At 48.5% G+C, this 22,227-nt stretch carries 17 protein-coding genes; 4 read left to right on the forward strand and 13 right to left on the reverse strand.

From position 1 onward, the window contains the following. Window positions 1–18 precede the first annotated feature (18 nt). From KQJ23_RS07430 to KQJ23_RS07460, 7 genes are all read right to left on the reverse strand, one after another. Window positions 19–912: a carbohydrate ABC transporter permease gene (locus KQJ23_RS07430; protein WP_216478224.1), complete on the reverse strand. Its 894-nt coding sequence runs from the start codon at window positions 910–912 to the stop codon at window positions 19–21. Window positions 913–1,007: 95 nt separating this feature from the next. Beyond that, complete coding sequence (locus KQJ23_RS07435; RefSeq protein ID WP_216478225.1) at window positions 1,008–2,387, reverse strand: ABC transporter substrate-binding protein; 1,380 nt, start codon at window positions 2,385–2,387, stop codon at window positions 1,008–1,010. 227 nt (window positions 2,388–2,614) lie between these two features. Next, on the reverse strand, window positions 2,615–3,538 hold the full coding sequence (locus tag KQJ23_RS07440; protein ID WP_216478226.1) for an ArsR/SmtB family transcription factor: 924 nt from the start codon (window positions 3,536–3,538) through the stop codon (window positions 2,615–2,617). Window positions 3,539–3,703: 165 nt separating this feature from the next. Further along, complete coding sequence (locus tag KQJ23_RS07445; protein WP_216478227.1) at window positions 3,704–4,510, reverse strand: carbohydrate ABC transporter permease; 807 nt, start codon at window positions 4,508–4,510, stop codon at window positions 3,704–3,706. A gap of 1 nt (window position 4,511) precedes the next feature. Further along, complete coding sequence (locus KQJ23_RS07450; protein ID WP_216478228.1) at window positions 4,512–5,399, reverse strand: carbohydrate ABC transporter permease; 888 nt, start codon at window positions 5,397–5,399, stop codon at window positions 4,512–4,514. A gap of 75 nt (window positions 5,400–5,474) precedes the next feature. Next, window positions 5,475–6,821 carry an ABC transporter substrate-binding protein gene (locus KQJ23_RS07455; RefSeq protein ID WP_216478229.1) on the reverse strand — a complete coding sequence of 449 codons (1,347 nt, stop codon included), beginning with the start codon at window positions 6,819–6,821 and terminating at the stop codon, window positions 5,475–5,477. A gap of 279 nt (window positions 6,822–7,100) precedes the next feature. Next, window positions 7,101–9,833, reverse strand: a complete 2,733-nt coding sequence (locus KQJ23_RS07460; RefSeq protein ID WP_216478230.1) for a glycoside hydrolase family 2 protein — start codon at window positions 9,831–9,833, stop codon at window positions 7,101–7,103. A 143-nt stretch (window positions 9,834–9,976) separates the two neighbouring features. Here KQJ23_RS07460 and KQJ23_RS07465 point away from each other — a divergent pair, with 143 nt between their 5' ends. Beyond that, complete coding sequence (locus KQJ23_RS07465; protein ID WP_216478231.1) at window positions 9,977–10,912, forward strand: ArsR/SmtB family transcription factor; 936 nt, start codon at window positions 9,977–9,979, stop codon at window positions 10,910–10,912. Window positions 10,913–11,018: 106 nt separating this feature from the next. Further along, entirely contained in the window at window positions 11,019–11,450 is a 432-nt protein-coding gene (locus KQJ23_RS07470; protein WP_216478232.1) for a DUF2500 domain-containing protein, read from the forward strand. 105 nt (window positions 11,451–11,555) lie between these two features. On the opposite strand, the gene KQJ23_RS07475 is transcribed toward KQJ23_RS07470, so the two are convergent. Further along, entirely contained in the window at window positions 11,556–12,437 is an 882-nt protein-coding gene (locus tag KQJ23_RS07475; protein WP_216478233.1) for an SDR family oxidoreductase, read from the reverse strand. 125 nt (window positions 12,438–12,562) lie between these two features. Between KQJ23_RS07475 and KQJ23_RS07480 the strand changes: the two genes are divergently transcribed. Next, window positions 12,563–13,549 (forward strand): helix-turn-helix transcriptional regulator, encoded by a 987-nt coding sequence (locus KQJ23_RS07480; protein ID WP_216478234.1) that lies wholly within the window; start codon window positions 12,563–12,565, stop codon window positions 13,547–13,549. A gap of 3 nt (window positions 13,550–13,552) precedes the next feature. Here the strand turns inward: KQJ23_RS07480 and KQJ23_RS07485 are convergent, their stop codons facing one another. Continuing rightward, window positions 13,553–14,182, reverse strand: coding sequence for a TVP38/TMEM64 family protein (locus tag KQJ23_RS07485; protein WP_216478235.1), 630 nt, complete (start codon window positions 14,180–14,182; stop codon window positions 13,553–13,555). A 400-nt stretch (window positions 14,183–14,582) separates the two neighbouring features. On the opposite strand from KQJ23_RS07485, the gene KQJ23_RS07490 reads away from it, so the two are divergent. Next, window positions 14,583–17,303 (forward strand): S-layer homology domain-containing protein, encoded by a 2,721-nt coding sequence (locus KQJ23_RS07490; protein WP_216478236.1) that lies wholly within the window; start codon window positions 14,583–14,585, stop codon window positions 17,301–17,303. Between the two features lie 72 nt (window positions 17,304–17,375). Here KQJ23_RS07490 and KQJ23_RS07495 read toward each other — a convergent pair whose 3' ends face one another. From KQJ23_RS07495 to KQJ23_RS07510, 4 genes are all read right to left on the reverse strand, one after another. Then, window positions 17,376–18,608 (reverse strand): MFS transporter, encoded by a 1,233-nt coding sequence (locus KQJ23_RS07495; RefSeq protein ID WP_216478237.1) that lies wholly within the window; start codon window positions 18,606–18,608, stop codon window positions 17,376–17,378. A gap of 29 nt (window positions 18,609–18,637) precedes the next feature. Next, complete coding sequence (locus KQJ23_RS07500; RefSeq protein ID WP_216478238.1) at window positions 18,638–19,249, reverse strand: TetR/AcrR family transcriptional regulator; 612 nt, start codon at window positions 19,247–19,249, stop codon at window positions 18,638–18,640. 143 nt (window positions 19,250–19,392) lie between these two features. After that, window positions 19,393–20,121 (reverse strand): ThuA domain-containing protein, encoded by a 729-nt coding sequence (locus KQJ23_RS07505; RefSeq protein ID WP_216478239.1) that lies wholly within the window; start codon window positions 20,119–20,121, stop codon window positions 19,393–19,395. Between the two features lie 196 nt (window positions 20,122–20,317). Further along, the gene (locus KQJ23_RS07510) at window positions 20,318–22,084 is read right to left on the reverse strand and encodes an alpha-glycosidase (RefSeq protein WP_249529582.1); all 1,767 of its coding nucleotides are present in this window, start codon (window positions 22,082–22,084) and stop codon (window positions 20,318–20,320) included. Between the last annotated feature and the right edge of the window lie 143 nt (window positions 22,085–22,227).

Here is a 22,227-nt window from a genome sequence, read left to right on the forward strand (position 1 = left end):
TCCTGTTCCTGCATGAGCTTAATCCTGGTAGACCCAACGTTTGGAGAAGCGGAACTGGAAAAGGGTCAGGATGAAAATCAGAATTCCCAATACCCATGCCACAGAGCTTGCATACCCCATGTTGAAATACTTGAAGGCTTCCTGGAAGATGTAATATACAATCGTCGCCCCGCTGTATTGAGGTCCTCCATCAGCTGCCAGGATGTACATTTGGCTGAAGGATTGGAACGTGCCAATGACCCCCATGACAATGACATAGAAATGAATCGGCGATAAAAGCGGAAGCGTAATATGCTTGAATTGATGCCAGCGGGAAGCCCCGTCCACTTGGGCAGCTTCATAATAAGTCGATGAAATACCTTGCAAGCCAGCCAAGTAAAGCACCATATTGCCGCCTACTCCGCCCCAAAGTCCCATGATGATAAAGGACGGTTTAACCCAGTTAGGATCACCGAGCCAGTTAGGACCTTGTATTCCAAAAATGTTCCAGATAAACTCATTGATAATCCCGTAGTCATAGTTCAAAAGCCATTGCCAGAGCAATGAAACAGCGATAATCGGTGAAATGACCGGAATATAATAAATGGTACGAAACAGTGCGATACCTTTTAACGGCCGATTCATCAGGATTGCTAAAAACATGGAAATAATCATGCCGATCGGAACCCCGAGAAGCAGGAACGCCGTGTTAAAGAGCGACTTGTAGAACTTCTCATCCGCAAACATATATTTGAAATTTTCCAAGCCCGAGAATTTGGCGGGCGTGAACATATCCCATGACATGAAGCTTAATCCAAAAGATGTGACAATCGGTACCAGGCTGAATATCAGAAAGCCAAGAATTGGCGGGGCAATAAACAGCAAAGACCAAATAATTTCTTTACGCCGATACCCCGGGGTTTTGTTCTTCATTCACTTTTCCTCCCTGTACTGAAAACGGAAAAAGCGAAAACGTCGCAAATTGAGCACCCGTCGTTTTCGCTCTTCCGCCACAGCATTAGCTGTCCTTACTTGTTGTTCTCGTCGTACAGCTTTTGCAGCTTAGGCTGCTCTTCTTTTACAAACTCTGCTGCTGTCTTCTGACCATTCCATACTAGACTTGCATCCTGCCAGAACGTGTCCAGCCATTTGGTGTTCTTGGAGGATACTTCAATTGGAGGACGTCCGTAATCTTCAATAATATCGATAAATACCTGACGCGATTGCGGCGACTTATCTACTTCCATGAACTCGCCCTTCGCCATATCAATCAAGTTCGGCACTGCTTGCCCCAGAACATAGTTTTCTCTTTGCGAGTCCGTATCGAGACTGAGGTAAGCCGCAAGCGCGAATGAATCTTCCGGATATTCCGTATTATTCGATACTACAAATCCGAGCGATCCAAGCCATGTTGCTGTTTCGCCTGTATTAGGACTTGCCGGCCATGCCGCAATGTCCCATCCGAAAGGCAGATCCCAGAAGCCTGGCTGATCCCAAGGTCCCATAGGGAACATTCCCACTTTACCTGCAACAAAGCGTGCATACCCGTTCTGTGCCTTCTCGTCGTCCGGAGAAGGACTGACTTTGTGTACCAAACTCAAGTCGGCTACGAATTGCATAGCTTCCGCAAATTCAGGGGTGTCAATCGTAATTTGTCCTGTGGCTGTATCCACCCAATCCCCGCCGTTCGCCCATACTGCGGATTCAAGCGTATAGGCAGCAACGCCAAATGTATCGATTTTTCCGCGTTCATTTGTAACTGTCAGTTTCTTGGCATCGGCGATCAAGTCGTTCCAAGTATACTCTCCAGCCTTAGCGCTAGGATATGGAAGGCCGGCTTGGTCGAATAGATCTTTATTATAGGCAAGTGCCCATGGACCAACGTCTTTCGGCAAACCGAACAGATCGCCAGATCCTACGTTCGTGCCGTCATACCGGTAACGATCTAGCCCTTCTTTCCAGACGTTATTTTGATCGACCGCGTCGCTGGAATTCAGATAAGATTCCAGATTCAGCAATACGCCGCTGGAGACGAGCTTATTGAAATGAGCACCGCCCGCATAAAATACGTCAGGCGTTTTCTTTGCCGCAATGAGTGTATCCAATTTTTGATAGTATTCTGCTGGAGGAACAACAGTATATTTTACTTTTTTGTTCGGGTATTTCTTCATGTAGGAGGCAATCAGCTTCTCAAATACGGCTTTCTCCGTGTCGCCGCCCCATCCCATAAATTCAATTTCGGACTTTGAATCACTGCTATTGCCTGTAGTTGCTTCTTTATCATTCTGCGATGGCGAATCTGCCGGCTTGTTCGCACTGTTGTTACCTGACCCACAACCTGAAAGCACCAACACGAAGCTCAATAACAAGGTTAAAGAAAGACTGATCCATTTTCCTTTCCGAAACATAATCCTTGTTTCCCCCTTTAATAAATTCTTAATAAACAAAATAATCGAATGAATCCGCTTTAATAATTCCATCGAATTCGTTTTGTTTCAATTATTTTGTTTATATACAGAATAATAAAGCCTGTTTATTTTATTGTCAACGCTTTCTTTCGGTTTTTTTGTTTCTTTTCCATAAAAAAAGTCCCGGAACGTTTTGTTATTACAAAACATCTGGAACTTTTTGGCTGTTAATTGTATTCCATTCGCATGATAATTCCCTGTGCATAGTCGCCAAATCCCCGCCCAAACAGATTGATGCCTCCCTGATGCTTAGCGTCCGGCTTAACCCCAATCCGGAGTGTGATGAACGGCTTATCCTCCAGATGAAGATCATAGAGAGAAGTGTCTGAGCATCTTTCCTTATCGACCATGCTCTTATGCAAATCGATCGACCAGGTTTTCAGCAGCCCGTGCTGAGTACTGTTGTCATACCACCATGACGGGTTCAGCTTGCCTCTGTGATCTCCGAAATCCCCTGGCGATATCCATGATCCGATCTCCACATCATTGACCCAGACCGTAATTTCGGAGGGCCAATCATTATTATAGTTCGGAGCCTCGGAGCAAATCTCCAGAGAAAATTCAAGGTTGTGGACCTGCGCGCCCACAGGAAGCCTTTTAGGAAACCGATACTCGATCCAGCCCTTGCGGAACCAGATAATTTCGGCCGTCCGGCTATCGGGAAGATAGAAATTGACCGGATCATCTTCTTGAAAAACCATCCCTGTGCCGTTAGCCATACCGCAAGTTGGAAGAATATCAAAGTTAATAAAGTTTCCGATCGGCATCTCTATCTCTTCCACTTTGCTCGTATTTTGATCATAAACACTAGGATTCAAAATGAGACGAACATCGTCAAAGTTTCGGCTGCATACCTTCATGGCTCCTCTTGTTGCCGGCTGAAGCTCCGTAACGATCAATTCGGCTTCCTCGAGCACCTTGACGTTGTTGGCTGCCGTGGATACAGGGATATCAAGCCTCTCGGCAATTTCAAGAACATTGAGATTAGGTCTTTCCAGCAACAATTTGATGATATTGACTCGGGTATGGGTACTCAAGGCATGTGCCACTTTTACTAACCGGTCGGAATCATTAATAGTCAATTCCAGCAAGGCATAGCCACCTTCTTATATTTTTTACAATATTATAAACACAAAAACATGTTTTTGTACAGTTTTATTGTAATGAAATGATATTGCCGTAATAATTCTGACACAAATTTGGGTGGGAAAATGAAAATAGCACACCCGCTGCGGGTGTGCTATTCACGCTGAAATTCATCCTTTTATTCCCGAGAGACTGACCCCCTTAATGATTTGACGTTCGAAGATCAGGAACAGAACCATGATCGGAAGCGAGGCCACGGTATTGATAACCATCGGCTTCACATAATCCTCCGTATACTGGTTCATCAAGGTCGGGATCCCCATCGGCAGGGTAAACAGGTTGTCGTCGGTGACGGACAGGAACGGCCAGAGAAAGTTATTCCAGGAGCCGATAAAGGTCAGGATCGCGATGGAAACTAGCGCCGGCCTGGTCAATGGAAGCATGATATTCACGAAGATTCGCCAAACTCCGCCTCCGTCCATCTGTACGCTTTCCAGCAGATCGTTAGGAATTCCATCGAAGAAGCTTTTTAGCACGATAATCGCAAAGGGGGAAGCCAGAACAGGAAAAACAAGTCCCATGTAAGAATTCAATATCCCCATATCTTTGGCAACCTGGTAGAGCGGAATAAGAGTTGCTTCCCCCGGAATCAGCAGACCCGCCAGAATGAAGAAAAACATGAAGGTTCTGTACCGGAACGGAACCTTGGACATGACGAACCCAGCCATCGCCGCAATCATGAGCGTCAACAAGGTCACGCACACGGCAATAAAGAAGCTGTTCCAGGACCATTGGATCAATTTGGTTTCTGTAATGATCTCCTGATAAACCGCAAGGGAATATGGCGGCGTAAACCAGTCGACCACGGATGTGATTTTCATGCCTTCCTTTTTAACCGAAACCACAAGCATCCACACCAAAGGAAAAGCAAACAGTAACGCCATGAATATGGAGAAAATCCGATAGAACCATTTCACCCTAGTTTGCCTCCTTCCGGTTGTTAATCCAATATTGCAGCCCTGATAGAACAAGAAGTATGACAAACAGCATATATGACATTGCGGAGGCGTAGCCAAGGTCATTTTTACGGAAGCCCGTCTGCCAAATCAACTGGATGACCGGCCTTGTCTGATCCAGCGGCCCGCCGCCGGTCATGACATAGATCTGCATGAACACTTTGAAAGAGGCGATAATCTGCAGCATGGTGATCGTCTTGGTAATCGGACTCAGCAGTGGCAGCGTAATTCTCCAAAATACTTGCGAATCACTCGCTCCGTCCAGTCGGGCTGCTTCATAGACTTCATCCGGTATATCCTGCATCGCCGATAAGTACAAAATAAAGTTGAATCCGACCGTCCACCATAACGTTAATAACGAGATAGCGATCCAGGCCAGGTGAGTCTCCGACAGCCAAAAAATCTCTGCTCCTTCAGGGAGCAGTTTGATCCAGTGAAGTAAAGAATTCACAAGACCCGTATATGGCTGAAACACAAACAAACCCAGGAAGGATGCCACGGCTACGGACAAAATGCTTGGAACAAAAAACACACTGCGGTAAAATCGCTGCAATCTGGAATTACGGTTGGCAATCAATGCAAGAACAATTGCCAATACAAGCATCAAAGGAGTGGTAATGAGGACAAATATTGTAGAATGCCAAATCGATGCCCAGAACTCATTATCCTGGAACATCCGCTCATAGTTCCCCGTGCCCACATAATCCATCTTCTTGATAAGCGTCCATTTATAGAAGCTCATCTCCACGCCTTTGATCATCGGCCAAATGGTAAACAGAAAATAGACAAGCAGAAAGGGGAACAGAAATAACAATGCCTGTACGTCTGCCCTTAATTTATTCATTTTCATAGCGCATTCCCTCCCAATATGACCGGCAGACTTTACAGCACAAGCCGCAAAGTCTGCCGATTCATCGCTGATCCGCTATTCGCTGAGCACCTTTTGGACTTCGGCCTCCATCTTAGAAATACCGTCAGCCGGAGTCATTTTGTTCGCCCATACTTCATTCAAAAATTTGAACATCGCCAAATCGCGAATTTGCCAATTCTTTGTGGAGGGTTTGCTGAATTTAACAGTAGATGCTACAGAGACGTAATCGCTGCGGTAAGGAAGATCTTTAAACTCTTGCTTTTCAAATACGGATGGCTTGGAAGGAATGTGTCCGGCTTTAGCCCATACCTGGCCGTTGTCAGCCAGCCAGTTGGCAAAAGTAATTGCTGCTTTCCGCTTCGCCGGATCTTCCTTCTTCGTTATCGGAAGAATGACGGTATGCGAATCCCCCCAGGTCGCTTCCTGATCGAACACTTTCGGAATTGGCATAGCGCCGAATTCCAGATCCTCTGTAGATTCCCAGGTTCCCGTCGCCCAGACTCCGGTCATCATAATGGCGGCCGTACCGCTTTGAAAATTTTTGTAGAAATCGGGATCGTTCACTTTGATTACTTTATGCTTATGGAATAAATCCTGAATGTACTGGGCGGCTTGAACCGCTTTGTCCGTATCGATTTGTGCGGCAGTCAGATCGTCCGACACCACGTCATTGCCGCCTAATTGGGAATAAAGCGCCCACCACAAGCGGAACGGGTCGTCGTTTGTATTCGACAGGGCAAACGGGGTCACTTTTTGCGGTAATTTCTCTTTAAGTGTAGTCAAGAAGGCGACAAACCCGTCAGCCGATTGTTCCAGAACCGGCTTGCCTTGCTCATCAAGCAATCCTGCTTCATTCAGCAGCTTTTTATTGTAGTACATGATGAATGGATGCGTATCGATCGGTACCGCATAATGAGTTCCGTCCATAATCGTAGCAGCCAGGATATTCTGATTAAAGGTAGACCAATCCACGCCAGCCTCGTCGGCAACGCCGTCGAGCTCGGACACTACGCCTTGGTCGATCAGATCCGGGAGACGAGACGTATGCGAAATCCCGATATCGGGGCCGTTTCCATTGCCCACGGCGGTGATGAGCTTCGTGTAATACTCTCCCCACTCCAGCTTGGTATTCTTGACTTGAATGTTCGGGTGTTCCTTGTTAAATGCATCGATCATCGCCTGCATATTGTCTCCGTCACCGCCGGAAAATAGCGTCCAGAATGAGAGCGTCACCTTTTCTTCTCCCTCGCTTGTAACGCTTCCATTATTATTCTCAGCTGCTCCGTCATTTGTGGATGATCCCCCGTTCCCCGCATTCCCATTACTTCCGTTTCCGCATGCGCTTAAAATCATTGAAAACAAGAGAACGAAAGTTACCAAGATTCCCAAGCTCTTTTTCATGCTTGCTCCCCCTTAAGTGGTTGATGAAGAGAAAAACATAAAATTGTTTTATTACATATTTTATGTTCATTTGAGAAGGGATTAGAACATAATGCCAGCGTTTTCAAACTATTTTTTAGTAATGAACAAAGGATTTTCCTCCCAATTACAAAAAAAATGTACCTAATTCTTGCTTTGCTTGTCCGCACTTGGAACAAATGGACAAGCAGAGACAAAAAAGCGGGGATGGCGATCAACGCCAAACCCGCTATGTCCAGATAGCATATTCCCTAATTAACTTTAGCTATATTTTACAGTAATATCCAATGGATAGCGCCCGCCGTTTCTTCCGTATAGCGTGACGCCGCCTTCTTCAGCCTGAAGCTCTAGACGGAACGATCTGCTTCGATTGAGTTCCAAGAGCAGTTGGACCGGAACTTCCAGCTTGCAAAGGTAGCCGTAGGAACCGGCATCATCGAGTTTGTTCGCCACAGGCTGATAGTGCCAGGACAGAACGCCTCTGGCGTCAGCCGGGTCATCCGGCAGCTCGAAGGAGCCAACCGCAATGCCGTCGATCAAGATATTCAGACGGGATGGATGTTTGCTTTCGTCAGTCATGTAGTACGTATTGGTGTTGTACTCTACTTGCGCATCTGCTCCATGCATCGCACCGATTCCCATATCCGTTGATTTGGAGCCCTCTACGTTACGGGCAAGCACACGTTTGGCCCCTGCTTCAAGCAGGATCTCAAGCTGGTCAATCGATGGCTTCGTCTTCGCATCCGGCAATTGGATCTCATACACAAAGCTTCCCTTGCCTGCTCCGTTGTGCTTAGCGCCTTGCAGAGAGGACCACTCATGCTGGAAGCTGTGCTCGGAATAAGCGCCGGGTTCAACAACAACCACGCCCTTCGTATCGTTGCCGCGAACATCAAAGGCAATAAAGTTGCGCATGACCGGATTGCCTGCAGTGTCAGCCAGTGTTACAGCCAAAACGGCGACTGCATCATGCTTCGGCATCTTGACCTGCAGCGTACCCAGGTCAGAGACGCCGAATCCGTCCCAATCCACTGGAATGCTTCCGCTGCTCTCGACCATGGTGGTGCCGAAACGGTCATAGCGAAGCTCCCACTGCACTTGCATTTGCTGACCATGGTGCTTATCCGAGTAGCTTGATCCCAGCAACGGAACCTCAGCCACAGCTTCTGCGTCCAGCGTCTGGCTAGGCGGAGCATCCAATACGATGAAGTCTGGAGAATGCAGATCCGCAATCGTCATTCCCGGCACCAGATCACCGTACCCAAAATCTTTTCCCGTTCCATCCAAACGATAATAGCCATTAAATTCATTCGTTACATCCCGGAATTCCGTGAACACGAAGCCGCACAGCTTATCATGCTTTCTGAACTCGTTCATCATATAGCGGTAATGCCAGGCCAGATCGCTGTCGCCGGCACCGCCGACGATTCCCCAGACGTTGCCACATTCGCTGTTCATAAGCGGCGCATCGGATTGAACATGTCCGCCGATGTAGTTGAACGTTGAGCCTGGATAAGTCTTGGCATCAACCTCATCCAAGTGCGCACGAACCTGCTCATACCCGTTAATATAGAAATGCCAGGTATTTAGATCACTTTCGACATGGTCATAGTTACACGGCGAGTTGTCTTCCACCAGGCGCGTTGGATCGAGCTTTTTCGCCCAAAGATATTGTTCCCGCACCCATGCCTGCGTCTCCGGAAGGTAGCTGCTCTGCTGCTCCGCTCCGCCGGTCACATCCATAGTCGATGGATCCGTCTTCAGTCCCCAGGTTTCATTGAACATAACCCATGAGAAAATCGATGGATGATTGTAATCCCGGTCGATAATCTCCAGCGCTTCGCTCTCATATGCCTTGCGTGCCTGTTCATCCGGATTGCCCCAGAAGCAAGGCATATCCTCCATCACAAGAATCCCGAGCTTATCCGCCCAATAGAGCTTGCGAGGCTCCTCCGGCTTAATGTGAATCCGGACAAAGTTAAGGCCCAAGCGCTTCATCAAGTATATTTCATCATGCATCTCTTCATCTGAAGGATACGTAAAAAATCCTGTCTGGTGATAAGACTGGTCGAGCGTACCGTTCAGGTAGACCGGTTTGCCATTCAGGGTAATCCAGCGATAATCGCGGTCTCCGAATCGCGCAGTGCCAATCTCCCGAATGCCGAAGTAGGTACTGACCTCGTCACAGCCGGATGCGCTGCGCAGGCGAAGCGTCCCCTCATACAGCTCCGGTGTTTCCGGGGTCCACAATCGCGGATGCTTGACCGCAAATGTGGTAGAGATGCGGTTTTCGCCTGTCTTCAACTCGACCACGATCTGATGCCGGACCTCTCCGTCGGCAAAATCAAGACTAAGCTCGGCTTGACCCGCTTGATCCGCATGGATCACAGCCTCAAGCTCTACTTTTCCGTCTATATACGTTCTGAACTTGGATTGTCCGATATATTGAGTAGGCCGCGCCTCAAGCCATACCGTCTGCCAAATCCCCCGGACCTCACCATAACCCTGCTTTCCGCGCGCTTGATAGTTATGATCCTGGTCTTCCGTTCTGATTACGATAAGATTCTCGCCCTCCGGAAGCCACTGACTGGTAATCTCAAATTCGAAGGAACCGTATCCGCCTTGGTGGGAGCCGACATGCTCTCCATTCACCCACACATGACACAAGTAATCCACAGCACCGAAGCGCAGGAAGAGTCGGCTGCCCGGCTCGGCAGGAGTCCATGACACCATGCGGCGGTACCAGCCAACTCCCTTTATATCCTTCCCAATGCCGGACAACGGACTTACCCAGGAGAAAGGCACCGTAATTTCGTCTTCAAAAGAGATGCTTCTGTTCTTGTTCCATTCTTGCTGAATCCCTTCATTATCCGTATCGAAACGGAACGACCATGCTCCATTCAGATTGTTCCAGTTCTCGCGTTGCCAATGCGGATGCGGAAATTCAGGACGGGGAATCAGTTCTGTTTCGGCGTTTTGAAGTGTTGTGTTCACGCTATACACGACCTCTCAGCTTATATTTGTGCTTAGTTTAGCACGCATATTATGATAACGCAATATATATTGTGATTTTACAATGAGAACGCTTCATTGTAGAATTAGAGTATCGTTAGATTTATGAAAAGGATGGTTTTTGAATGAACGAACCCGTGCAAGACATCATCCGTTACCCTGCTTCACGTATTCTCGATGTAGCCAAGGCACTGTCCGGGGATCTGCGTGTCCGGATTCTTGAAGCACTTGGAGATAAGTCGATGAGCGTCAGTCAGCTAGCGGAGACACTTGGAGTAGCCCAGCCGACTATTTCTATTAATGTGCAGACCCTGGAGCAGGCGGAGCTGGTCACTTCCACACAAGGAGCCAACAGAGAGAAAATCTGTTCTGTTACCTGCCGCTCGATCCAGCTTGAGCTCCCTGCCAAGCCAGGCGACGGCCTCCATGCCATTGAGGCGATCCATATGCCGATCGGCATGTATTCCCATTGCTCCGTCAGTCCCTCCTGCGGAATGGCGGCGAAGGATGGATCTGTGATTGGTTCGCAGGATGATCCGCGCGCATTTTATATGCCTGAGAGAGTCGACGCTTCTCTGCTGTGGTTTGCTGGTACCGGATATATCGAATATTACTTCTCTAACCCGCTCCCCCCCGGTGTCGCTCTGGCTGAGATCCGCATTCGCGCCGAGCTGTGCTCCGAGGCTCCAGCCTGCAATATGGATTGGGCATCCGACATTTCCCTTATCGTTAATGGCCACGATGCCGGTACTTGGACCTGTCCTTCCGATTATGGCGACCGTAAGGGCAAGCTGACACCTGAGCGTTGGAAGAGCGGTACAGAATACGGCATGCTGACTGAATGGCGCATTACGAATGAGGGGAGCTTCGTGAACGGGCTGACTTCGGCGGATACCACGGTTGATATGCTTCAGCTGTCCTTTAATCAGCCGATTGCGATTCGTTTCGAGGTCAAGGAAGATGCTCTTAACAAACATGGATTGAACCTGTTCGGAAGCTATTTCGGGGATCATCCTCAGGATATCGTGCTGGAATTTATTCGACGTGCTGACCAGGAGTAGTTGAAACATTTCCTTCCTTCCTGCGTAGAATGATCAGATTACATTTTTTAGCCAAGGTTTATGAGTCTGTCAGCTATGCTGTACATAAAAGGGGAGGGAATCATGGATGGATTCCAATTTTGGCTCGTTCAGCTCTGGCCCGGGGGCAGGCTTTGATTTTATGTTCACACTTGTTCCTGTGCTGATCGGGATTGTATTTGTCATCATCATTATTTCTCTGATAGGCAGCGGAGTCCGATATGCGAAAAATGCCTCGTCGCCTAAAAACACCCATTACGCCCGGATTGTCTCCAAGCGTATGGATGTCAAGAATACTTCGCACAGTCATGGCAATGACAACATGATGCACAGCACCTCGTCGCGTACGTATTATTACATCACGCTGGAATTCGATAACGGGCACCGCCAAGAATACCTGGATGTAAAAAATCTGTACGGCTTGGTCGCGGAGGGGGATGAAGGGTACGCCGCTGTTCAAGGGGACTGGATCGTCGCCTTCGAGCGGAATGTCAATCAGGGGCAGAGCTCATTCCGATAATCGATTTATATGAACATGGACAAACATTAACTGGTTTTCACAGCCCCGAGGAAGAGGGTGCCCCTCAGCATCTGCGACTGCTTTCGGGACACCCTCTCTTTAGGTTTAGTTGAGGGGCAGACCAAGCCGTTTGGCGTAGTTGCCCCAATGAGGACGTTGACCGTCTGCATCGATAAATCCATATTCCTCCGATAAATCCCAGCTGGTCAGCGCTCTTCCTGCCTTTTCCCGCACCAAAGGATCTGCGGCAAGTGCCGCCACAGCACGGCCGACGAGAAAAGGGGTCTCGGAGGCAATAAAGTGCGGCTCCTGCTTTGCAGCCTCCTGCCAGTTGTTCTCCGTAACTCCGAAGTGGTCGAGCATCTGCTCTGAACGGAGAAAACCCGGCGTGACGGCAAGCGCCGTTACTCCATGAGGCCCTAATTCCTCTGCCATGGCCTTTGCAAGGTGGATCGAAGATATTTTAGCCAGACTATAATATAGATTTCCTCTGTAGTTGTAGGTCGATCCATCCGTGATTTCAATCAGCAGACCTTCACGCCTTCTAATCATGAGCGGAGCGGCATAATAGCTGGTAATCAGATGGGCATGGACAGCCCTCTCCTGCATAAGCAGCCCGTCCTGCAGCGGTTGTTCCCAGAACGGAGTATCCCAATGGGTCAGATGTTCACCGCCCCAAATATCGTTCACCAGTATGTCCAACCTGCCGTCTTGCTCCTGATTCACACGCTCAAACAGCGCCTCTACTTCCGTTTCCAAAGTATGATCTGTTCGAACGGCAATCCCTGTACCTCCCCGCGCCGTGACCATTTCGGCCGTATCCTCAATCGTCTCTCTCCGATTTAAATCCGAAGCATTTCCTCGAATGCTCCGTCCAGTGCAGTATACGGCGGCTCCGGCTGCGCCAAGCTCGATAGCGATGGCCCTTCCTGCCCCACGGGTTGCTCCTGCAACAACAGCCACTTTTCCTTTTAACGGTTGATCCAATTCCAATTCCTCCTCAGTAAATGTAATTATCGTTCATGATCCTCAGTTTATCCTGCATATATGACATCCTATGTCTTATAAAGAATGATAAAATACGAGAAAGATGATCGAAAGGGGATAAAGACATGCGTGCTGACCGTCTGCTAAGTATTATGTTGCTTCTCCAAAATGGCGGAAAAGTGACCACCCGCGCACTGGCAGCCAAGCTGGAGGTGTCGGAAAGAACGATCACCCGGGATATGGATGCCTTAAGCGCTGCGGGCATTCCCATCTATGCCGAGCGTGGACCTCTGGGCGGCTGGAGGCTCACCGAGTCATACCGGACAACATTAACCGGCCTGGGCAAAGAAGAGCTCCTTGCCTTACTGGTCAACAGTCAGAGCAAGCTGCTGCATGATCTTGGCATCCTAAAGACACATCAGGAAGCGGCTTATCAGAAAATTGTGGCTTCTTCTCCCGCTTCTTTAAAGCAATATATAGATACCCTGCAGGAGCGAATCCATATTGATGGAGCTCCCTGGCACACGCAAGAGGAGCATTTCCCCTATTTAAGCCTGCTTCAAGAGGCAATTTGGACACAGCACAAGCTCGAAATGAGGTATAGAAAGACGGATGGAAGCGTGAATGAACGAATTGTCCAGCCGATCGGCTTGGTCGCCAAGGGAAATGTGTGGTATCTCGTTGCAATGGATGGACAGGAAAAAGCCGCCGGTGACGATACCATGCGCAGCTTCCGTATTTCCCGCATGCTCGATGCGCAACGATTAGAAGAGGGCTTTGAGCGGCCGGAGAACTTTTCATTGGCCCAATACTGGGAACGATCCACTGCAGAATTTAAGGCCAGTCTTCCCGCCTTTCCCGCCTGCATATGCATCACCAAACAACGGTTGACCCGCTTGAGCAGGAACCGCTATGTCAAAGTGATTCGAACATCATCATTACAAGAGCACAAGGAAGGTTGGGTCACCGCGGAGATCCAGTTCGACACGCTGGAATCAGCCAGGGAACTACTGCTTGGATGCGGCAGAGAGGCTAGGGTAATCAGCCCGCAAGAGCTCGCCGAAGCGATGCAGGCTGAAGCCAAAGCAATAGTGGAGCTATACAATAAGTAAAGATTAGATCTCGGTATCGGGGGCAAGAGGTACAGATGATGCTGTAAAATAAGCCTGCAGTCTCCGATTCATCCAGATGGAGGCGCCGATAAAGAGGGCAACCCCCGCCAGCTTCAGCGGCTGCTCCATAAAATCGGTCAAATTCGTTCCGATATACGAAACGCAAAAAACCATAACGGCCTTGCCAAGCGCAACTGCCACAGCAAAGGACGTGATCTGCATTCGGGTTAGCCCGGCCGCCATATTCACCAGCACGAACGGCCCAACAGGCAGCATGCTAAGAAGAAATACGAAATTAAATCCGTTCTTTTGCGCCCAGTTCATCAGCTTCCGAACCTTAGGCTTAGTAGCCCATCGTTGCATGTATGGCGTCCCCGCCGCCCAGCGGAAGAACAAAAACGTGATTAGGCAGCCTGACACCAGGCCGATCCACGAATACAAAAATCCGGCCCACATTCCATAGATCGCGGCATTCGCGCCAACAATCACCAGTGTCGGCAGCGGAGGAATAAAGGACTTCATAAAAGTTAACAGAATCCCCGGGAGCGGGCCCAAGGATCTGAAGGCTTCAAGAAAGGCTTCCAGTTGCTGTTCCGTAAAATAATCCATCAGGCTAAGTTCAGTGCCTAACATCGCTTCACACCTCTCTACACAGGGTCACACAATTATACTATAGGAATCCTGTGTTCCCAGCCAGCAATATCAACAAAGTTAAGAAGGAAATTTCCGCCGCATTCTAATTTACATGTTAACCTCACAGTACTTACTTCTACTATTTTTACTTCCCTCTACTCTTTCTCTTTTTTAAAATGATCATTTTCTGTTTAATGAATGATAAATAAGTCACATTTTTTATTGTGCAATCTAATGTTTCGACATAAAATGACGATATATATTAACACAAGTACTACTAACGTCCTATTAACCCTTCTTTTTTATTCCAATTTTGTCGAATTACTTGCTCTGAAATTTCGATCAGTATTCATCATACTGATCTTTATATATACACATGAATTGTTAAAGGAGCCCACCTATGACTAAAAGAACAAAGTCAAAAATACTTGCCGCACTTTTATCCTCCTCAATTCTTCTTTTCTCAGCCATCCCTGTCCCTTGGACTCTAACCGTTCATGCAGCTGGAACTTTTAAGGCAGCAACGTCGGCTGCGGAACTCGTCAATTCATTAATTGCACCTGACACCGGGATTACGATCAAAGGGGCTCCCATTTATAAAGGAAGCTTGTCGGCAGCCTCCACCTTTTCAAGTCTTGACTTAGGTTCCATGGATGGGGTCTCTTATTCCTTGCCAGCTGGAATTCTTGTCACTACCGGAAGCGGAACGCCGCCGGAATCTAATACTAGTGGTAACTATGGCGTAAGTAATAACTCAGGCAGTGATGCCGATGTAGAAGCCTTTGCAGGAGTGTCCGATTCACAGGATGCATTTTCTTTAGAGTTTTCGTTCACCGTCCCCGAAGGTTACCCGGCCATTCAAATGGCATTCATGTTCGGCTCTGATGAGTACCCGGAATATTTGAACGACGTCGTTGATGGAGCGGCCGTCATCGTCGATGGAATCAATTACGCAAAGTTCGCTGGTGATGTTCCGCTTAAAGTGGTAAGTGAAGCTGAAATGTTGCCTAACAATGGACTTAACATCGAATATGACGGTATTTCCGCGCCAAAGAAGATAACCGCACTACTGGACAGTGCGCGAACAGAACACACGATTAAAATTGTCATCGCAGACACCTCTGACACTTTTTACGACACAGGCCTATTTCTCTCCACTTTGAAGCCAAGCAAGGCAACGACTGGCGGAATCGCTGAAGAGACTCCGGTCCTTAGTGATGTTGCCACAGTAACCTCGGATACTTATACCGTTAGTAAGAACGGTACAAGCCAAGAGACCATTACAGACATTCCCGCAGGCACTTCAAAAGAAGCTTTGCTGGCTGCCTTAAGCAAGGATGAAGTGCACCAGACCTGGAACACGGACAATCTGTCCGATCCTATTGAAGCTGGAGACACTCTTATCGTTACCGCTCAAGATGGAGTAAGCGTCGTAACTTATACCTTGAGTCTGAAAACCGCAACGAGTCCAAGCAACATTGCCACCGTTACATCCGATACCTATCAAGTAAGCACGACCGGCCCGAGTGCAGGTAAAATTACCGAAGTCCCCGCTGGCACAACGAAGGAACAACTGCTGCTTGCCTTGACCAAAGGTGAAGAACATCAAACATGGAATACTGATGGACTTTCCGATCCTGTCAAAACAGGCGATACTCTGATCGTCACGGCTGAAGATGGAGTGACTGTATTTACTTACACGATTGTGTTGAAGTCTTCATCCAATACGGATCCGGGAAATACGGATTCCGGCTCGAACTCCGGCTCAGGTTCAACTACAACTCCGCGGAATCCGGGAAATTCAACTGGTTCCCAGGGCCAGAATAACGGAACTATCGTCCTCGTGAACGGGGAAAGAAAAGAGGCAGGGAAGGAAACTTCAACAGTACGAAACGGAGTGAAATCTGTCGAAGTCCTGCTGAATTCCAGTGCAATCGCTGCAAAGATTGAAGAGGTTTTGAGCAAAGAGAAGGAAACCGGCGTTATCGGCGATCACATCGTTGAGGTGCTCGTGTCGTCAGAGAATCCTGACCAATTAAGCGTGATTTTAAACGGAGATATTATAGATAATATGGCAAATCATCAATTCGATCTCTCCGTGAATGCAGGAAACGTGAAGTATATCATTCCGGCTGGAGAAATTTCCGCCACCGCAGTAATGCGTGGGCTTGGCGTGAATGCCGGCAACATCAAGAGCTACACTATTGATTTGAAAATAAACAAGGCCGATGCATCGGTTATTGAACAGATGCAAGGCCAGGCAAGCAGAAATGGGCAGCAGCTTCTTTCTATTCCAACCGAATTCGATATTGTTGCAACAGTAACGTTGGACTCGGGAGAGGTGAAGGAGATATCTCTGAACACATTTGCACAATATGTTCAAAGAGTCATGGAGATTCCCTCCTCAATCGACCCTAACAAAATTACGACGGGAATTGTGTTCAACAAAGACGGCACCTTTTCCCATATTCCAACCGAAGTATTTAAACAAAATATTCTATACTATGCCAAGCTTAATTCCATGACCAATTCCGCCTATGCGGTCATTTGGAATCCGCTAGAAGTTAAATCAGTCGAAAATCATTGGTCCAAAACTGCAGTTAATGATATGGCGTCCCGCCTGGTCATTAAAAATCCGGAAACCTTTACCCCGGACGTTGCAATTACAAGGGGAGAATTCGCCGAATATATTACTAAGGCGCTGGGCTTATTCCGCACAGATGTAGCAAATACCCGCCTCTACAGCGATGTAACGGAAGCGGGAGACCTAGCTGATGCAGCTACAATTGCAACCGCATACGGGATTATTACCGGATACCCGGATGGAGCCTTCCGTCCGGACGGGAACATTAGCAGGGAAGAAGCAATGACGATGTATGCCCGGGCGATGGATGTCATCCAGCTGCAAGAGGGTAACGGTACGCAGATGTCTGCGTTTAAAGATGCAGACCAGGTAGCGGGCTGGGCATATGAGTCTGTGAAAAAAACGGTCAGTGCCGACATTTTCAACGGCCGTACATTCACCACCCTTGCTCCGAAAGGAACTCTTTCCTTCGCGGAAGCGGCAACGGCTGTAAGAAATCTTCTCCTTGCCTCCAAGCTGATCAATGATTCCTTTTAGACAATAACCCTCACAAAACAACAAGAGGCTCTTCTCGGCAACCGTTCGGTTTCCGGAGAGAGCCTCTTTAATTTACAGATTAGCTTGCTCCACTTTCTTCGGCACATCCAATGGCGCTTGCATTCCCTGCAACGATTTGGCTCTTAGCGAGAGCACGAAGCAAAGGATCAATACAATGGCTGCCGCCACGTAGGGGTAATTGACATCAAGGTCAAACAAGGCCCCCGCAACGATCGGCCCCGCAATATTTCCCAGGCTCGTATAAGCCGAGTTGAGGCCTGCGACGTACCCTTGCTGCTCGCCAGCCATTTTGGATAATTGGGTACCCACCGCTGGACGAAGAATATCGATCGAGAGAAATACAATAAAGGTAACGGTAACGATCAGCCAGTAGCTGGATACGAACAAGGTTAGTGTAACGAACAAGCCGGCAATGAGCAGACAGATCGCAATCACCCGTCTTTCGCCAAACCGATTCAGGATCCATCCGAATATCGTCAACTGCACTACTGCGCCCGCAATTGACCCGAAGGTAATAATGAAGGCAATATCTGTCGGCGTAAATCCAAACTTATGATCCACGAACAATCCGAATACCGTCTCATAGTTGGCTAATCCAAATGCCAGCACAAAGACAATAATCAGGTTGAAGAAGTAGCGCTCCTTGCCCGAGTTCAGCAGTTGAGTCAGCAGGCTCTGCTTCTCGGCCAGATCCGCTCCGGCAGATGCCCGTTGTTCTGCTGTACGGGATTCCGGCAAAATAAACATAGTAATGACCGCCGCGACAGCCCCGGCAACCGCAGCTGCAAAGAACGGCACGCGAATACCGAATTCCGCCAGATAGCCCCCGATTCCCGGTCCAATAATGAAGCCTGTCGTAATCGCTGCGTTGATCAGCCCCATGCCCTTGGCCCGTTCCTCATTGGTGGTTACATCTGCAGCATATGCCATAACGGCAGGCATAATCAAAGCGGCCCCCACGCCTCCCAGCATTCTTGCCAGGAAGAGCAATACCGGCGAAACGGCAATCCCGAATATCCATTCCGAGAGCGCGAACACGATCATACCGGCAACAATGATTTTTTTACGCCCCAGAGAGTCAGACAATCTGCCGGCATAGGGAGAGAACAGTAATTGAGTCAGGGAAAAGGCCGCAACCAACAGACCAACCGTACTCCCCGTAATGTGAAGCTCATTCATATACGTTGGCATAATCGGAACAACCAGACCAATTCCCGTGAATACCAAGAATATATTCAACATCAGCAGGAGCATCGTGCCCCTGTTTCTTAATAATAATGACATAAAAAATCCTCCTCGATTCTGTAAACCAATCAGCCCGGTGTATGGGAGGTGGTTACCGCAGAAATTCCGTATAAAAAAACTTTCATTGCCTGATGATATAATTCAAGCACCGCTTCAGGCTTACGGTTGCGCGACATGTGACTCAGACCGAATAACAGACTTTCAAGGACAACGGCATATTCATCCGCCTGCTCCGCACGATACTCCCCGCGGTCAATTCCTTCCTGGATCAACCGGCGGTTCCATTCCAGGTGTCTCTCCACCATTCCGGTAATACGTTCTTCAATCTCGCTGGTCTTCTCTTCATTGAAGAATTCATCCGCCGCCTTGGTAAGAGGATGATTCAAATCATCATGCACCAGGACCTCCGCAAGTCCAAAAAGCTTCTCCGAGCTGGTCTTGAACTGGGACTCCCTCGCCTCCCATTTCTCCTCCCATTCCCGATCCCACTCATCAAGCAGAAAGAGAAATAAGCCCTCTTTGCTTTTGAAATGATAATAGAGGTTGCCTTTACTCGTTCCGGTTGCGGCAACAATGTCTTCGATAGAAGTGGCTTTATAGCCCTTTTGAGCAAACAACGTACGGGCGGCATCCACAATTCGCTTCCTCGTCTGTTCGCTTTGCAACTGCTTCTTATTCACACTTCACCACTCCAATCCCACGATCAGACGATCTATACTGAACGTTCGTTCTGTATTTTAACAGATAAAATTATTCATTTCAAGAGTCTCTTTATGACAGAAAAAGAGAGCGCAACCATTATGCGCTCCCCTTAAAATTGTCATTAACGGACTGATTCCAAAGGAGCAACCCGCCCGTAGGATACCTTGGCTCCTTCGCCCTTGACCGCCCAGCGAACACCATTAATGATCACACGCTGCACCTCGGCTTGATGATAGACCGGAAAGGTCTCATGTCCGGGTCTGAAATAGAATACTTTTCCCAGTCCCCGCTTATAGCAGCATCCGCTTCGGAACACTTCGCCTCCCTCGAACCAGGAGATGAACACCAGCTCATCTGGAGCCGGGATTTCAAAGCGCTCTCCATACATCTCTTCCTTCGGAATCTCGAAGTATTCTCCGAGTCCGGCGGCAATCGGATGGGCCGATTCAATGACCCAAACCCGTTCCTTCTCGCCGTCATCCCGCCACTTCAGCGAGCCCGTATTGGTTCCCATCAGAGCGCGGAAGATCTTTGAGGCATGTCCCGAGTGAAGCACAATCAGACCCATTCCCTCCAGAACACGCTGCCGGACTCTCTCCACTATCTCATCTGCTACATCCCCATGAGCGACATGTCCCCACCAAATCAGAACATCCGTCTCTTGAAGCAACGCTTCTGTCAGTCCATGCTCGGGCTCGTCAAGCACGGCCGTCCGCGCCGATATTCCTTCCTCTGCATTCAGGAACGTTGCGATTGTCGCGTGGATTCCTTCCGGATAGATGGCTCTGACACGCTCGTTATTTTTTTCATGCTGAAACTCGTTCCATACCGTTACTCTAATTGAAGACATGGCCCAGCCCCCTGCAGTAATAAATCCCTTACCTATTCTTATGAATGATTCTACGACTAAAAACGGGATTTGTCATGTTGCCTTGTTATCCTGTTTTGTTATCCACAAAGTTATGCAGATATTATCCTGAGTTATCCACTTATTAAGCGGCTATCCACAATGACATTGTTAATAATGTGTACAAATCTGCAAGGAATTACTTTATCCCCAGCCCCAGAATCCGGAATTGCTTCCCGTCCAGCTTAAAGCTTGTGGATTGAGGCCCCTTATCTTGTTCCGCCTGTTGTCCTGTCCACAAGTCGACTACCGATTTCCCGCTCCATGAAGCTGGCAGCTCAAATTCGACCGGCTGATCCCCCTTATTCAGAGCGACGAGAATCTCCTCATTCCCCGAGCGGCGGCGATAGATGACCAAACCTTTAGCATCGTCAGTCTTCAGAAATTCCATACGGGCGTTATCCGTCAATGCAGGCGAAGCCTTGCGGATCGCAATCAGGCGCTTAACAAAGGCGAGCAGCTCCTGGTTCTGTTTTTCAGGCTCCCATTCCATGCATGCCCGATAATAAGCAAAATCATCCCCGTCTCCTGTCAGGCCAATCTCATCCCCGTAATAGATGCACGGGCTTCCCGGATATGTGTAGAGCAGCAGGAATGCCAGCTTCAGCTTATTCAGGTCTTCCCCGCATACCGTGAGGATACGCGGTGTATCATGACTGCCGAGCAAATTGAACAGCACTCTGCTCACATTTTCAGGATAGATCTGCAAGTGGCTGGTTACCAGGCTGGCGAAACGTGTGGCCTCAATTTTGTCCTTCGCGATAAAATCAATGACCGCCTCGCCGAAAGGATAGTTCATGACCGAATCGAATTGATCCCCTTGCAGCCAAGGCATAGCATCGTTCCAGATTTCGGCTACCATATAGACATCGTCCTTGACACCGCGAACCGCATTGCGGAATTCACGCCAGAAACGGTGGTCCACCTCATTAGCCACGTCCAGTCTCCAGCCGTCGATATCAAATTCCTCGATCCAATGCTTGGCTACGTCGAGCAGGTACTGCTTAACTTCCGGATGGCTTGTATTCAGCTTGGGCATATAAGGCGTAAACGCAAAGGTCTCATATCGAGGCGCCTCTTCCCCATTGCCATAGCTCAGCATGTGGAACCAATCCGCATAGCGCGACGCGGCCCCGTGCTTTAGCACATCCTGGAACGGTCCGAAACCGTATCCGGCATGATTGAACACCGCGTCCAGCATAACGCGGATTCCCCGGTCATGGCAGGCCTTGACCAGCTTGCGGAATGTCTCCTCATCCCCAAATTGCGGGTCCAGCTTCATATAATCAATCGTGTCGTATTTATGGTTGGTCGGTGCTTCGAAAATAGGGGTCATATAAATACCCGTAATTCCCAGATCGCTTAAATAATCCAGATGCTCCAGAATTCCTTCGAAATCCCCTCCGAAAAAGCTGTCCGGCCCCGGCACATCTCCCCATACTGCATTCGTGTTGGTCTTGCGCGCCGGATTGCCATTTGCGAACCGCTCCGGGAAAATCTGATACCATACAGTATCCTTTACCCATGCCGGCGCATCAAATACGTCAACCGCGTTTAGATACGGGAAGCGGAAGAACCGGTTCTGCTCGATGTCCGCCGTAAATCCCATCTCTCCGAACACCCAGGTTTCCCGGTCATCACTCACCTCAAACTGATAGACGAAACGCTTATTTTCAGGCTCAATGGCAATGAACCAATAATCATACAGCTCATCAGCTGCCGCTTTGACCATTGGCAGCTTGTCGGAAAGCATCCGCCCTTCTGCCCAGCGGTAAGGATCGCCATGAATCAGTTCGACCCTGGTCAGGTCATTCTTTTTCGCCTGAAGGCGGATATGCAGTGTGTTTGCGTCGTAGGCGTAAGCAAAGTTGTTCTTGGGACGGTGAAAAATCGCTTCTTTAATCAAATTAATCTCCTCCTCAAAAATAGAAATCAGTATTGGATGAACAAAACAAAAAGACGAGCACACCCCCTTTGAATTCGGGGTTGTGCTCGTCGATCCAACATCCAATGGATGATTTCAGATGAACAAGTCAGGCATTGCCCTTA

Source organism: Paenibacillus brevis, from assembly GCF_018919145.1.
GTDB lineage: Bacteria > Bacillota > Bacilli > Paenibacillales > Paenibacillaceae > Fontibacillus > Fontibacillus brevis.

What these genes read in the sequence shown, in the direction of transcription:
- KQJ23_RS07430 (WP_216478224.1), bottom strand. Translation starts at nt 912, where the DNA reads ATGAAGAACAAAACCCCGGGGTATCGGCGTAAAGAAATTATTTGGTCT.
- KQJ23_RS07435 (WP_216478225.1), bottom strand. Translation starts at nt 2,387, where the DNA reads ATGTTTCGGAAAGGAAAATGGATCAGTCTTTCTTTAACCTTGTTATTG.
- KQJ23_RS07450 (WP_216478228.1), bottom strand. Translation starts at nt 5,399, where the DNA reads ATGAAAATGAATAAATTAAGGGCAGACGTACAGGCATTGTTATTTCTG.
- KQJ23_RS07455 (WP_216478229.1), bottom strand. Translation starts at nt 6,821, where the DNA reads ATGAAAAAGAGCTTGGGAATCTTGGTAACTTTCGTTCTCTTGTTTTCA.
- KQJ23_RS07465 (WP_216478231.1), top strand. Translation starts at nt 9,977, where the DNA reads ATGAACGAACCCGTGCAAGACATCATCCGTTACCCTGCTTCACGTATT.
- KQJ23_RS07470 (WP_216478232.1), top strand. Translation starts at nt 11,019, where the DNA reads ATGGATTCCAATTTTGGCTCGTTCAGCTCTGGCCCGGGGGCAGGCTTT.
- KQJ23_RS07480 (WP_216478234.1), top strand. Translation starts at nt 12,563, where the DNA reads ATGCGTGCTGACCGTCTGCTAAGTATTATGTTGCTTCTCCAAAATGGC.
- KQJ23_RS07485 (WP_216478235.1), bottom strand. Translation starts at nt 14,182, where the DNA reads ATGTTAGGCACTGAACTTAGCCTGATGGATTATTTTACGGAACAGCAA.
- KQJ23_RS07490 (WP_216478236.1), top strand. Translation starts at nt 14,583, where the DNA reads ATGACTAAAAGAACAAAGTCAAAAATACTTGCCGCACTTTTATCCTCC.
- KQJ23_RS07495 (WP_216478237.1), bottom strand. Translation starts at nt 18,608, where the DNA reads ATGTCATTATTATTAAGAAACAGGGGCACGATGCTCCTGCTGATGTTG.
- KQJ23_RS07505 (WP_216478239.1), bottom strand. Translation starts at nt 20,121, where the DNA reads ATGTCTTCAATTAGAGTAACGGTATGGAACGAGTTTCAGCATGAAAAA.